This window comes from Bartonella melophagi K-2C, assembly GCF_000278255.1.
Classification (GTDB): Bacteria; Pseudomonadota; Alphaproteobacteria; order Rhizobiales; family Rhizobiaceae; genus Bartonella; species Bartonella melophagi.
Map to the genome: position 1 here is coordinate 210246 of NZ_JH725083.1, position 15341 is coordinate 225586.

A 15341-nucleotide genomic window follows, 5' to 3' on the forward strand; every position below is an offset into this window, starting at 1 on the left:
TTTAATGATAAAAGTTCGTTTTGCCCCATCTCCAACAGGTTATATTCATATTGGCAATGCCCGTATTGCTTTATTTAACTGGCTTTATGCGCAAGCATGTAATGGCACATTTGTTTTACGCTATGACGATACAGATATTGAGCGTTCTAAACAAGAATATATTGATGGTATTATGGTTGATCTTGAGTGGCTTAGTATTAATCCTGATGAAATTCATTATCAATCTAAACGATTTAATCGATATGATGAGGTTACAGAAACTCTTAAACAACGTGGTCTTCTTTACCCCTGTTATGAAACGGCGGAAGAATTAGATCGGCGTCGCAAAATCCAACTTTCACGCAGACTACCTCCTGTTTATAATCGTGAGGCGTTAAAATTGACCCCAGAAGATAAAATAAACTTTGAATCTCAAGATCGTAAACCCTATTGGCGTTTTCTTTTACCTAATTTTGAAAATGATCCATTTCAAACAAAGCGAACAGAAATTCATTGGGATGATCTTGTAAAGGGAAAACAGCTGATTGATTTAGCTTCTATTTCAGATCCCGTTTTAATTCGTGAGGATGGGAGCTATCTTTATACACTGCCTTCTGTAGTTGATGATATAGATATGGCGATTACACATATTATTCGTGGTGATGATCACATTACCAATACAGGTGCACAGATTGCTATTTTTGAAGCTCTCGGTGTAAAGCCGCCGATTTTAGGGCATATTAATTTGTTGACTACGATTTCAGGAAAAGGGCTTTCAAAACGTAACAATGACCTTTCTGTTCGTTCTTTACGACAAGAAGGGTTTGAATCGATGGCTGTTCAATGTCTTTCTGTTTTGACTGGAACATCACAAAATGTGCAGATTTATCCTAATCAGGCTGCTCTTTTAGAGCATTTTGATCTCCAAAACACATCAAAATCAGCCGCAAAATTTGATTCTGTTGATCTTCTTTCTCTAAATAGTCATCTTGTTCATGAATTGACGTATGAGGATGTCAAAGAACGGCTTGAGAAGCTTTCTATCGATGGAGAAAAGGTAGAAGAGTTTTGGAATGCGATAAGAAACAATATTGATAAAGTGAATGATGCAGCTTTATGGTGGACAATTATTCATGGTGATATGCATGATGGTCAGGATTTCAAGGCGATTTCTCCTGAGGATCACGCATTTGTACGTCAATCTGTTGATTTGTTACCGAAAGGTGTATTAAATGATGAAAGTTGGAGAGTTTGGACAACAGCATTAAAAGAAAAAACAGGCCGTAAAGGGAAAGCTTTATTTATGCCATTGCGTCAAGCGCTTACTGGAATGGAACGTGGTCCCGAAATGGGTAAACTTTTGAAGCTTTTAGGGCGTGAAAAAGTCGTAAATAGATTGACTGTTTAAAAAAATCACTTAGTAAAGAACAATTTAAAAATATTTTATCGATCTTATCGTTATTCTCAATAATCAGATTTGCGATTTAAGAGCGGGTTTTTATGAGCATAAATGCTGGGATATCGGCACCAAAACCAAGGGGAGTATGATTTTGATTTTTCCCTGAATGGGATAAGTCGGGTGAATTTACTTTATTTTTTGTAGTTTCACTGTGAAATGTTTTATCTTCTTTTGATGCTTTTTTAGTGTGAGCAGTGTGTTTTTTAGGGGTGGATTTCTTTGAAAGTTTTGCAGATTTTGTTTTTACAATAGAATCATTTGTCTGATCATTGGTAGATAAAGTAGAAAGATCCCCATTGAGCCATTCAATTTTTTCTTTACTTATTTTTTCGATGGCGCTGATGTATTTTTGGTTATCGTGTGTAACAATGGTAAAAGCTTTTCCACTACGCTTTGCACGCCCTGTACGACCAATCCGATGAATATAATCTTCGGCATGTGTTGGTACATCATAGTTGAAAACATGACTGACATCTGGAATATCAAGCCCACGGGCGGCAACGTCAGAAGCAACAAGAAGTGTGAGTTTATTGTCTTTAAAATCAGCTAATGTATTCATGCGTGAGTGCTGATCCATATCACCATGAAGTGCACCTACACTAAAATTGTATTTGGTAAGTGATCTAAAGAGTTCAGAAATATCTTTTTTCCGATTGCAGAAAATAATAGCATTTTTAAGTTCATCACCTTCATTATAAATAAGCTCTCGCAAAACAGCTCTTTTATCCCACGCTTTGCTTCCAGATTTGACAAGACGTTGCGTAATTGTTGTAGCTGTTGATGATGCTTTTGTAACTTCAACACAGATGGGTGAATGTAAAAATTGCTCTGTCAATTTTGTAATTTCTGGTGCCATTGTTGCTGAGAAAAACAAAGTTTGGCGGGTAAACGGAGTTAGTTTGCAAATGCGTTCAATATCAGGAATAAAACCCATATCTAACATACGATCGGCTTCATCAATGACAAGAGTTTCAGTACCTATCAAAAGCAATTTACCACGTTCAAAATGATCAAGAAGACGTCCTGGTGTTGCTATAAGAACATCAGCACCCTGTTCAAGTTTGCGATTTTGATCTTCAAAAGAAACTCCACCAATTAAAAGAACGACATTTAAACGATGATTCATTCCATATTTATCGAAATTTTCTTGAACTTGAGCTGCAAGTTCTCGCGTTGGCTCTAATATAAGAGTACGGGGCATTCTTGCTCTTGCACGGCCTTTTTCCAGTAATGTAAGCATAGGGAGCACAAATGAGGCTGTTTTACCAGTACCAGTTTGAGCGATCCCAAGCACGTCTTTGCGTTGAAGCACATGAGGAATTGTTTCACTCTGAATAGGTGTTGGAGCCGTATATCCTGCTGATCTTACAGCTTTAATAACTTTTTCGGAAAGGCCTAAATCGTCAAAACTATTCAAAGGTGGTGTCATTTTTCTATCAATTGTTCTGCAATTTTAACCCAGTTAGTTAGGTTGGTTCGCATCCCATATTATTGAAGAGGGTTAAGATGCATTTGCAAAAAAGTCAACTGTAACTACTCTATATGTATAAGAAAACAACGATAAAAATAATTAATAACGAAATTGTTCTGATAAAATACGTTCATCCCATGAATGGTCAGGGTCAAAAAGAATAGAAGCTGTTACTTCTGAAGCTGATGAAATGATAACTGAATGAACAGATTTGATTTCCACATTATCAGCAGCAGCATTTACAGGGCGTTTATTTGCTTCGAGCATATCAAAACGTACTGTTACCGTATTGGGAAGTAATGCTCCATGCCAGCGTCGAGGGCGAAAAGGGCTAACAGGAGTGAGGGCCATAAGAGGCGCCATGAGAGGCAAAATGGGACCTTGTGCTGACAAATTATATGCTGTAGATCCTGCTGGTGTGGCAACAAGGATACCATCACAATTTAATTGTTCCATGCGCACTTTGTTATCAATGCTGATACGAATCTTAGCAGCTTGATAAGATTGACGAAATAAGGATACTTCATTAATTGCAAGTGCTTCAATATGTTGTTGATATTCAGTGTTTGCAATCATGCGTAGGGGATGAATTTCTTTTTTATGCGCAGCAGCAATGCGGATTGGCAATTTCTGCTCATGAAACTCATTCATAAGGAATCCTATTGAACCTCGATTCATGCCATAAATAGGTTTTCCAGTATTCATAACATCTCGCACTGCTCGTAACATTGTTCCATCACCGCCGAGTGCAACAACTACATCGCTTTCTTCAAGAGAAGAATGGCCATAAACGGAGATTAATTGATTGGTGACTTTAATAGCCTCTTCAGTTTCAGCAGAAATGAAATGAAAGCGACTTGGTAATGGTGGCATTGAAAATTGTCCTGATATTTGTGGTCTATTTTTAATGTATTTTTTAGAATTTAGAAGTTTTATATAAGCACCATTTTTGTAAAAAGAAGAAATTTTGTATGAAAAGTTAATCTATTGTGGGACAATATTTTTCTTTTTGCAATTTTTTTTCAAAATGGCAATTCATCATTGAAGCTCAGAGCATGATCAGTTAAAAGGCTTAAATTGGTTTTAAAACAGTTTTTCGGCACCCGTAGCTCAGTTGGATAGAGCGCTGCCCTCCGAAGGCAGAGGTCACAGATTCGAATTCTGTCGGGTGCACCAAACTTTTTTCAATACTATTGAATATCATTATAAATAATATACCGTTAGTTTATGTACTTAAATAAAAAGTTGAATGACGGATACTTACAAAGCTTAAGGAAATTTTTCTTTATTGTGTGCTTGTTATTTTATTAAAAACTAAGAGAGTTTTATTTATAAAGTTTTGAAGCTTTTGTATCTGCTAAAATATCTGAAATATAATACTTTACAGAACTATATTAATAGACAAATTATTCTAACAATATTTTTGTTAAAATTAATATTCATTAGTAAAATAGTAGATTAGTTTCATTATATTAGAATACCATTTTACAATTGATGACGCTATTTAATATATTTGTTATCATCAATTAATTATAAAACTGGCTAAGATATTCTAATCTAATGCAACAATCCTCGTTGATGTATTGTTAGTTTCTAATTTCAAACAATTATCTCTATTTACGCGGTATTTTATAGGCATATTTTATTATTGAGACGTTTAAAAATCATGCTTATAAATTAGGTATATTCACTATAATATTTGATATTAAATTTTAATGACCTAGAATTAGTTTTGGTGAAATAAATACAAGCTGTATAGAGCTGTGATATTTTTTCTTTTCATAAGCAAGACGCTAATCTTGCGTTATACTAGATTAATAAGAAAGAAAATTATGACGATTATACTCAAGCCAGGCGAGGTAACACTTAGCGAACTTGAATCTGTTTATTGGGGTGGTAAAATAAGCAAACTTCATGAAGATACCCATCTAGCTATCAAGAAGGGGGCGGCACGCATTGCTGAAATTGCTGCGGGTAGGGTAATGAGCCAGTTTATGGCATTAATACCGGTTTTGGAAAGTTAGCTTCCATTAAAATTGATGTAGATGATGTGGTCATTTTACAAAGAAATCTTATTTTATCGCATTGTTGTGGTGTAGGGGTTCCTTTAGCTGAAAATATTGTACGTTTGATGATGACATTAAAGCTTATTTCGCTTGGGCGAGGGGTTTCTGGTGTTCGTCTGGAATTAGTGCATTTATTAGAAAATATGCTTGAAAAGGGAATTATTCCTGTCATTCCTGAAAAGGGATCAGTTGGTGCATCAGGTGATCTGGCGCCACTTGCTCATATGACAGCTGTTATGATAGGTGAAGGAGAAGCGTTCTTTCAGAATATTCGTATGAGTGGAGTAGCTGCTTTAGAAAAAGCAGGATTATCACCTATTGTTTTAGAAGCAAAAGAAGGCTTAGCTCTTATCAATGGCACTCAAACGTCAACAGCACTTGCACTTGCAGGTCTTTTTCACGCTTATCGGGCATTGTGTGGAGGGCTTCTTTCTGGCGCAATGTCTACAGATGCCATTATGGGCTCAACGGCTCCATTTCATCCCGATATCCATATTTTACGTGGCCATCATGGACAAATTGTTGTATCGCAAGCATTAGAGAAATTTATAGAAGGTTCGGGAATTCGGATAGAGCATTTGCATGATGATAAACGTGTCCAAGATCCTTATTGTATACGTTGCCAACCACAAGTTATGGGTGCTTGTTTTGATATTCTTACAGCAGCAAAAATACTAATTATTGAAGCAAATGCAGTAACAGATAATCCGTTGATTTTAAGCAACGGTGCAGTTGTATCGGGTGGAAATTTTCATGCTGAACCTGTGGCTTTTGCTGCTGATCAGATCGCGCTTGCTTTATGTGAAATAGGTTCAATTTCTCAAAGACGTATTGCTCTTATGGTTGATCCAGCAGTTTCCTATGGACTTCCTGCTTTTTTAGTACAAAATGCAGGTCTTAATTCAGGTTTCATGATCGCTGAAATAACAGCAGCTGCTTAATGTCTGAAAATAAACAAATGGCATATCCCGCTTCGGTTGATTCAACACCAACTTCAGCAAATCAAGAAGATCATGTTTCAATGGCTTGCCATGACGCTCGTCGATTATTAGCTATGAGCGAAAATCTTTTTACTATTATTGGTATTGAAACACTTGTTGCAGCACAGGGAATTGAATGCCGTTCTCCTCTAAAAACAAGTCCTTTATTGCAGTCTGTTATGGAATATTTACGTAAGGATATAACGACTCTTAAAGCGGATCGTTATATGGTTGTAGATCTTGAAAAGGTGCATGTACTTGTAAGTGGGGGACATTTATTATCTATTTTGCCAAAAACAATTTTTCCGCAATTGGAGCTGAAATAATATTTATTTTGAGATTAGACGAAGCAAAAAGCTCATTATATTTCTAGACTTTCCTTATATAGGTTTGGTGTCGGATGATATATTTGATTGATTAAGTAAGTAAAGACGATTTATAAATCAAACAGCATATTCATCATTTCTATGATTGGGTTTGTAATAATGTAATGGCAATACATCAAAAGCATCATAAAAAAGGCATTATTTATTATCAACACCTCCTACAACTGAGAGAACAAAAGAATACAATTTTTTGTTATGAACAGTGCAAATTACATCACCATATATAATGATTATGCATTTTAACCGTTATGATATTATATTTTTTATGAGATGAAAAAATAGAAATTTCAAAATCTTTCAGATCCATTAAAGTTTTTTGCATTTCAGTCGGCTTCGGTACTTGTTAGTCTGAAAATTTGCGCCTTTACAAGGATTATATAGCATTTGAAAAAGGAAAAAAATGTCAATAAACCAACTTAAACGAGGTATGAATAAACGTCAGGTTATATTTTTAGCTTTCGGGTCTGCTATCGGAACAGGTCTTTTTTACGGGTCTGCACAAGCGATTAATTTTGCTGGTCCAAGTGTTCTTATTGCGTATTGTGTTGCAGGTTTAGCTGTTTTTATGGTAATGCGGGCTCTAGGTGAGATGATTATTCATAATCCTTTGCCAGGTTCTTTTGCCCGTTACGCTGCAAATCATATATCACCTTTGGCTGGTTTTTTAACAGGGTGGACATATGTTTTTGAAGTGCTTCTTGTTGGTTTAGCTGATATCACAGTTTTTGCCACTTATATGGGTTTTTGGTATCCTAGTGTTTCTCCTTGGATCTGGACATTGAGCATTACACTTATCATTACCGCTATTAATTTAGCGGCAGTAAAAGTATACGGTGAGCTAGAATTTTGGCTGTCTTCTATCAAAGTAATTGCTATTGTTGTTATGATTGTTTTAAGCATAGCAATTATTGTATTTAATTGGAATATGGGGGCACAATCCACCATTCATAATTTATGGCAAAATGGTGGTATATTTCCCAATGGTTGGTTTGGTTTTTTAGCTTGTTTTAGCGTCGTTGTTTTTTCTTTTGGTGGGGTAGAGATTGTTGGAATAGCAGCTATGGAAACGCAAGATCCTAATAAAACTATTTCAAAAGCAATTAATTCTATTCCGATTCGGATTTTACTATTTTACGTTATGACTTTGACGGTTTTAATGATACTTTATCCTTGGAATAAAATTGGGTTTATTGATAGTCCTTTTGTTTCAATTTTTGAAAACCTTGGTATTTCATCAGCAGCTAATATTCTTAACGTTGTTGTTATTACAGCGGCTGTTTCAGCTATTAATAGCGAAATGTATGGCGCCAGTCGCATGATTCATGGGCTATCACAAGAAGGTCATGCATTTAAGAAATTTCAATATCTGTCAAAAAACGGTATACCAATTTTTGTTATTTTACTAATATCTATCGTATTTCTTTTTGGTGTTGTTCTTAACTATTTTTATCATGATCAACTTTTCTTTCTTATTGCAGCAATGGCAACATTTGCGACAGTTTTCGTTTGGGTGATGATTTTGCTTTCGCAAATTTTTATGCGACTTAAAATGCCCAAAGAAGAACAGCATAATCTAAAATTTCCAATTCCATTTTGGCCAATAGGATCGATTTTTGCTATTTTGTTTATGATTTTTGTTTTCGTTTTGTTATGCTTTTTTAATGATACACGACCAGTTTTAATCATAGGAGTGGCTTGGATTAGTTGGCTTGTAGTTTGTTTTTACATACTTAATTTTTTAAATAAAAAAAGTAGAGAAACTATCTGTAAAAATTAAATTTTTCATTTCTTAACAATAAGAAACTTTTGCTATTATTGATAAATAATCATTGCAAATGCGGTAAATATTATAAGCACAAATTTCATTGGTAAACCGAGTTTTAGTAATTGAGTGGGTAGAAAAATCCACTTTATGGAAATTCTATATTACTGATAAATTAGCATAATGTGGTATATATGAAAGTTATTTTATGTATTATTGATAATCATTTAAGTTAATTTTTTTATAAAATGTTTTAAATAGCTGAGGAGGGTATAATTATTATTTATAAATTTACAACTCTCATACAAATATATCAAATTCACATCTTAACTTTTCTTGCTTCCATATTAAGATAATCGCCTTAAATAAAAAGGGGAATAACTAATTACCACTTGAATTGTTATAGTAGAATTTATGTCCATTCTGTTATTTAACGCATTAATACAATTATTACATCATAATATGCTGCATTAGTTGAGCTTATTTGTATGATACTAAGCTTATTGGTTCAATGATAACTTAAAGACTATATGCTTAACAGATAAATAGCAGTGTTTAGACGAATATGCTGCTATTATCGGTATAGAATCCTTCATAGATTTGGATCTAGTTATAAATATACTTCAAAGTAGAAACCAAGCCGTAGGAGTTCTGAGTGTTTTAATGTTTAGCTTTCCATAGATGAAAATTAAATCTAGTTCGATATGATAATTACAACACTTATACCTTTGATCGTCAATGCATGATCTCGCCAGTGTATCTTTAGTGGTTTATTTTCCGCTAATGTTTTAGTCACAAGCGACAAAATCCACCTCTAGTGTATTAGCATACCTATTTTTTCGCATTTAAGATTTTTGCGGAACGATTGAGTATAAACGATTTTCCACATAGCTAACTAAGATTGCTTCGCAAACTTCTTTAGCTTTGTCGTCGCAGATCATATTTCGTAAACTGTTTAATGATGTACGTTCAACACGATTTACTTTAGCAACTTAATAGCTTGTGTAATGTTTTCGGGGTGAATTAGAATAAATCAAATGATAACACTCGATTCCTAGTAATGCCGGTCGTAAACATGCACACTGCACCTGATATAATAAGACTTGTGGATTTGATGATAGTAACTGTAGCCTCCTAAATTTCATCAGGAATACCAGTTTAAATTTTTTCCGTTATTAAATTTTCTATCCATTTTGTAACTATGATGTAATACAAAACAAGTCTATGTTGAGAGAATCTTATTTTCTAACCTTATTATTTCATCCCTAACCTTGAAAAATAATAAAATCAAATGGATGAAGAAGGACAAAAAATATGGTGGGCGTGACAGGGATTGAACCTGTGACCCCTACGATGTCAACGTAGTGCTCTCCCGCTGAGCTACACGCCCATTCAATGATGGTGTATACGCGCATACTGCATATAGAATTATAAACGTCAATGTCTGATTTAATTTTTTATTTGGTTAAATGCAGATAATTTACAGAAAATGTTCTGTTAAGCAGCTATAAGTATTTTTTCAACTTCACTAACTAATTCACGCAAATGAAATGGTTTGGAGAGCACTTTAGCATCGGGAATGGTATCATTATTTGAATTTAAAGCAACTGCTGCAAAACCTGTAATGAACATAACCCGTAAATCAGGATCAATTTCAGTAGCACGTCGTGCTAACTCAATTCCATCCATTTCTGGCATCACGATATCAGTGAGTAGAAGAGAAAATGGCTCTTCTTGTAGACGTTTATATGCACTAGCACCATTATCAAAGTCAATGACTTCATAACCTGCACGTTCTAGTGCTTTTGCTAGAAAGCGGCGCATATCATTATCGTCTTCCGCGAGCAAGATTCGTTTCATGATTATGTCCAATTGCTCCATTTATCAGTTTTTCGTATACTGGTGTATACGATATAAAGTATTTATAAAAGCGGTAAAATGTTTTATAATTAGAATGAATAGCAAAATGGTTAACTCTTGCATATTTGTCAAGGATACATAATGTTATTTTTAATTGAATTCAATTAAAAATATGTATGACATTGAAAGAAGACCGGGCATTTTATATATTTTGGGTTTTCTTAGTTGTGTGTTTTGTTTTTAAATTTTTCTCATTTTGGGTATATTCAGTTTTAAAGTTTTATAGATACATTGGTTTTAGACGTCGTTAATATGAGTAAATCAGAGGGTTAGTATATTAATTTTCTACTTTAAAACGTCATATATAAAAAACAATATTTTGAGCTGTCGATATTACCTGTTTTTAATAATATGAATTGTAAGATATGTGGGTTTAATCCCAATATATTTTTTCCTCACCGAATTTTTGGTTATTCAAAGAGAAAAAGATAGGAGAAAATAGGTAAATTTTTATAAAAACTTTCTTACTGAAACTCTTAAATCAATGCAAAAAGTTATATTTTCCTTATTACATAGTGTTAAAACCAAAAAAGCACTTGGTACTAACAAGAAAAAATTTAATACTAAATTGTGATGGTGATGAAGAAATAAGAAACAGTTATCCTTATTTTTGCTCTCTTTTATGAATTAAAATACAAAAGAGTTGAAATGGAAAAGATTGATTACCAAATAAATATCACAATCGCCATGATGGGATTGTTGATTTGTAAGAAAGTCTGCCATTTGGAGACTTTGTAAATTAATTATAGTCGCTCTAAAGGAGGGCAATTATGCGTCAAGTAGATTTTTCACCATTCTACCGTTCAACAGTAGGTTTTGATCATCTTTTAAACTGGTTTGATTCCAGAACACAACCGGATGATATTTCTTCTTATCCACCATATAATATTGAGCGTTTAAGTGAGGATTCTTATCGGATTTCTATGGCTATTGCTGGTTTTTCTTTAAATGAAATCGATATTGAAACGCATTGTAACCAACTAACCATTAAAGGTGAGAAAATATCTGAAAATGATAACGAAGGGCGAGAATTCCTTTATCGAGGAATTGCTTCGCGTGCTTTTGAAAGGCGTTTTCATTTAGCTGATCATGTTAAGGTCATAGGAGCAGAATTAAGAGATGGTCTTCTTCATATCCAGCTTAAAAGAGAAATGCCCGCTGAATTAAAACCAAAGAAGATAGTTGTACAACAAACATCGCCATCTGTTGCTAAAAGCAGCAATGGTCATAATATACATAAAGCGAGTTTAGAAGTTGAAACAACAGAATAAATTATAATTTTTAGAGATATTCAGAACGCGAGACAAAAGTCTCGCGTTTTTTATTTTCTGCTGATAAAAAAGCTATTTAATTAAAAGTTTGTTGCGTAAATAATAATTGTGAATAATAGCATTATTTTCAATTATACAAGATAATAGAGATGGATTAAATATAGCTAAAGGTAAGGATAATTTCTGTAGATCAATTAGTAACTGTGAAAAATACTATAACTTACTTCCTAATAGCTATTTATATGAACAACGATTTTTTTGATAGTTCAATAGAATGTTTAATGAGGCAGCAAGATATTAGATTAGAGTAAGCGTGTTTATTGTATATACTAAAGTAGGTGTCAAAACGATTATTCTGATTTGAAAAAATGTATATTTCTTACTTTTTGAAATAGAGTATAAAAAATGGTCGGAGCGGCGGGATTCGAACCCACGACCCCTTGACCCCCAGTCAAGTGCGCTACCAGGCTGCGCTACGCTCCGAGCTGTCCAAAACGACTAAACGACTGTCTCTTTAAAGGCAAGAGAAAAAATAAGCAGAATAAAATCTAATGAAACGCCTTTTTCTGCTTTAAGAAAAAGCTTAAAAAAATAAAAATGAGATTTGGTACTTCATCTCGGGGTAGATTTAAAACAAGAAATCAAAGTTCAAGTTTACAGAAAAGGTTAAACATTCCAATTTATGTCTTGTTATTTCGTTTTTAATATATCAAAAAATGAAATTATCGTAGATAAAGTTATTGAAAATGCTTGTTTGGTAAGGGAAAAGTGAACCGATGGGTCGTTCAGTAATAAGTTTGACAGAAGCCGCAATAGATCGCATTAAAGATATTATGAAAACAAAAAATGCGTGCGGTATTCTTATTGGTATCAAAAAAGGTGGCTGTGCGGGAATGGAATATACAATTACTCTTGCAAAAGAAGAAATGCACGATGCGGATGTTGTTGAAATTGATGGTGTTCGCGTCTTCATTGCGCGCGATGCAATATTGTTTTTATTAGGAACACAGATAGATTATGAAGTAACCACACTTCGTTCTGGTTTTATATTCAACAATCCCAATCAAATTTCAGCATGTGGGTGTGGTGAATCAGTAGAGATTCGTCCTGCTTTACAAAATAAATTGAATGAAATATATGAAACTTATTGAGTTTTGTGAGATTGCGTTTAGTAAAGTAGGGGGGCCGTTAGTTTTTTTATTGTGTATTTTTAGCTTCATTCCAAAGAGTTTCCATTTCTTTTAAAGATACATCAATTAATTTTTTTGACTGATTTGATAGACTTTCTTCAATATAGGTGAAGCGATTTCTAAATTTTATATTTGTTTTTTTTAATGCCTTTTGGGGATCAATATTCAAATGGCGTGCAAGATTAAGTATGGCAAAATAAAGATCACCAAATTCAGTTTCTATTTCTGAGGTTTTATCAGCCTTAATTGCTTCTTTAAGTTCATTGATTTCTTCTTTTATTTTTTTGAAGACTTTATCTTTCTTACGCCAATCAAAACCTACTTTAGCAGCCATATTTTGTAAAGCGAGCGCTTCTCGATCTGCTGGTTGAGTTTGCTTTACTTGTGCAAGATAGCCTGTCGGTGTATTGTCTGGTAAACCTGCTTCTTTGAGCCGTTGTTTCCGTTCAGCTTTTTCTATTTTTTTGATATGTTTCCATATATTCTCTGGGAAATTTAAATTTCTTTGTTCTGCATTTCCAAAAACATGAGGATAGCGGCGAATTATTTTTGCGGTAATAGCATAAACCATATCATCAAAAGAAAAGCTATCTTCCTCCTTAGCAATCGCAGCATAATAGACTATCTGTAAGAGAAGATCACCCAATTCATCACAAAGATCTATTAGGTTACCTCGCTCAATGGCATCAATAACTTCATAAACTTCTTCGATCATATAAGGTATGATAGATTCAAAAGTTTGTTTTATATCCCAAGCACAACCACTATCGCGATTTCGTAACATCGTAATAATTGTAATAAGGTCATTAATATCTTTTGATGCTAACACTTCTATCTCTTTTGTGAGAATGATATAGACACATTATTCACTCCAGCGTCTATGAAACCACATCCATTGTCCGGGATATTCACGCACCCAAGTTTCAACAATATCATTTAATTTTTGCACAGAGGCATTTATGTCAATTTCATTTTTGTCATCAAATGGAAGTTCCATACGCTCATATAATTCCAAACGATAACGACCTCCAGCTAATCGGATACAACGTACTGGATAAATATCACAATTATATTGCCGGGCAAGTTTTATGATTAAGGGATTAGTTTTAAGTGGTCGATTAAAAAATGTACCAGAAATACCTCGGCGAAATTTTTGATCAACAAGCATACCAACATTTTCATTTTTTGCTAATTTTTCCGCTAATGCCCAAGTTACATGCACTGCAGATGGTACAAGATGTCCCATAGAATTTTGTCGAGCTTTCAAAACTCGATCTGCAATATAAGGGTTGTTGGGTGGTCTAAATAACACTGTAACATTAAGATCAAAGCTTTGTGCACATATAGGAAGAAGTTCAAAGTTTCCGGTATGAGCTGTGAAAAAAATATGAGGCTTTTTTTCATTTTTTAATCGTTGAAATATTTCAGCACCACTGACTTCAATTAAACCAGGTTGGCTAGCATTGGGATCAAAATCAAAAATTTTATCGAGAAAGATATATTCGACAAGAAGTCGCCCCATATTTTCCCACATTTCTAGTGCAATTGCATGTAGTTCTTGTTCCGTTTTTTCTGGATATGCAGCTCTAAGATTTGCAAGTGCAATTTGATGACGAGATACAAGAGGACCAAATATCTTTGCTAACCAGGAAATAAAAGAAAATCCAATGTTAATAGGGAGAAGTCGTAAAATAGCTAGAAAAGCAATAAGCAAATGTGCCCACAGCCAATTTGCAGAATTTTTAATAATGATTTTAATACGATGCATTGAAGTTTTGATAAAATACTTTATCATGATTCAATCAATTTTGAGGATAATTTTACCAAAAACATCACGGCTTTCCATTCGTTTTAAAGCTGTGTCTATTTTATCAAAGTCGACAATCGTATCAATAATGGGAGACACAATCCCTTGTACCATTTTCTGCATAGCATTTGCCATATTCTCCATACGACAGCCAAATGAACCAAATATTTTAAGCTGTTGCTGAAATAGTTGCATTAAATTCATAGGTACTGAAACACCAGAAGTTGAACCACAAGTTACTAAACGAGCTCCCCGTTTCATACACAGTATAGAACCTGTCCATGTATCGGCACCCACGTGTTCAAAAACAACATCAACACCTTTTTTTTGAGTTAATTTGCGGACTATACCTTCGAAACGATCTTTACGGTAATTAATTACATAATCCGCTCCAAGGGATTGTGCTTTTGCAATTTTGTTGTCTGAACCAACAGTGGTAATGACTGTGCACCCCATAGCTTTTGCGATCTGGATGGCTGCTGAACCAATACCAGAACCACCAGCTTGTATTAAAATTGTTTCTCCAGCTTGTAGTTTCGCGTTATCAAAAAGCATATGCTCTACAGTACCAAAGGTAATCGGAGCAACAGCTGCTTTTATTGCGTCACATTTTAGTGGAGCTGGTACCAATAAACGTGCTGGAAGATTAACAAGTTCACAAGCAAAGCCATCAAGATGAAAACCATAAACGCCTTTTACATCACTGCAAAGATTATCACACCCTTCACGACAGGGTTTGCACACGCCACAAGTTTGTGCACCATAAATTGAAACAATTTGCCCAAGTTGTAGATTTTCAACACTATCTCCCAGTTGGACTATCTCACCAGAAGCTTCTGCACCTATAATGAGCGGCATTTTTCTTTTAGCAAAGGCCATACCACGCCATCCCCATACATCAATATGATTAAGGGCAACGGCCTTTATACGGATTGTCACTTCACCAGGGCTAGGCGGTGGTGGTGGGGCAATATTAGTGATCTCAAGTTGACGCTCATTGAGTAGTTGCAGTGCACGCATCATTATTCTCTGTTAATATATTGCTTAAAA

At 34.4% G+C, this 15341-nt stretch carries 10 protein-coding genes, 3 tRNA genes and 1 pseudogene; 6 read left to right on the forward strand and 8 right to left on the reverse strand.

The annotated features are described in order from the left end of the window. The first annotated feature begins 4 nt into the window (after positions 1-4). The gene (gene gltX / locus ME3_RS04950) at positions 5-1387 is read left to right on the forward strand and encodes a glutamate--tRNA ligase (protein WP_007477658.1); all 1383 of its coding nucleotides are present in this window, start codon (positions 5-7) and stop codon (positions 1385-1387) included. A 76-nt stretch (positions 1388-1463) separates the two neighbouring features. Here the strand turns inward: gltX and ME3_RS04955 are convergent, their stop codons facing one another. Both ME3_RS04955 and ME3_RS04960 read right to left on the reverse strand, forming a co-directional pair. Then, positions 1464-2867 (reverse strand): DEAD/DEAH box helicase, encoded by a 1404-nt coding sequence (locus tag ME3_RS04955; RefSeq protein ID WP_007477659.1) that lies wholly within the window; start codon positions 2865-2867, stop codon positions 1464-1466. A 141-nt stretch (positions 2868-3008) separates the two neighbouring features. Beyond that, on the reverse strand, positions 3009-3782 hold the full coding sequence (locus tag ME3_RS04960) for an NAD kinase (RefSeq protein ID WP_007477660.1): 774 nt from the start codon (positions 3780-3782) through the stop codon (positions 3009-3011). 226 nt (positions 3783-4008) lie between these two features. Here ME3_RS04960 and ME3_RS04965 point away from each other — a divergent pair. The 3 genes and pseudogenes from ME3_RS04965 (at position 4009) to ME3_RS04975 (ending at position 8118) form a co-directional block, all read left to right on the forward strand. Beyond that, a tRNA-Arg gene (locus ME3_RS04965) sits at positions 4009-4085 on the forward strand. A 656-nt stretch (positions 4086-4741) separates the two neighbouring features. Continuing rightward, a pseudogene (gene hutH, locus ME3_RS04970) lies at positions 4742-6281 on the forward strand (histidine ammonia-lyase). A 460-nt stretch (positions 6282-6741) separates the two neighbouring features. After that, the gene (locus ME3_RS04975) at positions 6742-8118 is read left to right on the forward strand and encodes an amino acid permease (RefSeq protein ID WP_007477664.1); all 1377 of its coding nucleotides are present in this window, start codon (positions 6742-6744) and stop codon (positions 8116-8118) included. A gap of 1300 nt (positions 8119-9418) precedes the next feature. On the opposite strand, the gene ME3_RS04980 is transcribed toward ME3_RS04975, so the two are convergent. Together ME3_RS04980 and cpdR are read right to left on the reverse strand one after the other, a co-directional pair. Next, positions 9419-9493 (reverse strand) — tRNA-Val (locus ME3_RS04980). A gap of 107 nt (positions 9494-9600) precedes the next feature. After that, positions 9601-9963, reverse strand: coding sequence for a cell cycle two-component system response regulator CpdR (gene cpdR / locus ME3_RS04985; protein WP_007477667.1), 363 nt, complete (start codon positions 9961-9963; stop codon positions 9601-9603). An 830-nt stretch (positions 9964-10793) separates the two neighbouring features. Between cpdR and ME3_RS04990 the strand changes: the two genes are divergently transcribed. Continuing rightward, positions 10794-11294, forward strand: coding sequence for an Hsp20 family protein (locus ME3_RS04990; protein WP_007477669.1), 501 nt, complete (start codon positions 10794-10796; stop codon positions 11292-11294). Between the two features lie 406 nt (positions 11295-11700). Here the strand turns inward: ME3_RS04990 and ME3_RS04995 are convergent. Beyond that, positions 11701-11777, reverse strand: a tRNA-Pro gene (locus tag ME3_RS04995). A gap of 293 nt (positions 11778-12070) precedes the next feature. Between ME3_RS04995 and ME3_RS05000 the strand changes: the two genes are divergently transcribed. Further along, positions 12071-12445, forward strand: coding sequence for an iron-sulfur cluster assembly accessory protein (locus tag ME3_RS05000; protein WP_007477671.1), 375 nt, complete (start codon positions 12071-12073; stop codon positions 12443-12445). Positions 12446-12491: 46 nt separating this feature from the next. Here ME3_RS05000 and mazG read toward each other — a convergent pair whose 3' ends face one another. From mazG to ME3_RS05015, 3 genes are read right to left on the reverse strand one after another with little or no spacing between them, the layout of a single operon-like run. Next, positions 12492-13313, reverse strand: a complete 822-nt coding sequence (gene mazG / locus ME3_RS05005; RefSeq protein WP_007477673.1) for a nucleoside triphosphate pyrophosphohydrolase — start codon at positions 13311-13313, stop codon at positions 12492-12494. A gap of 33 nt (positions 13314-13346) precedes the next feature. Further along, positions 13347-14252, reverse strand: a complete 906-nt coding sequence (locus ME3_RS05010) for a lipid A biosynthesis lauroyl acyltransferase (RefSeq protein WP_007477675.1) — start codon at positions 14250-14252, stop codon at positions 13347-13349. A 30-nt stretch (positions 14253-14282) separates the two neighbouring features. Further along, on the reverse strand, positions 14283-15311 hold the full coding sequence (locus ME3_RS05015; RefSeq protein WP_007477677.1) for a zinc-binding dehydrogenase: 1029 nt from the start codon (positions 15309-15311) through the stop codon (positions 14283-14285). Between the last annotated feature and the right edge of the window lie 30 nt (positions 15312-15341).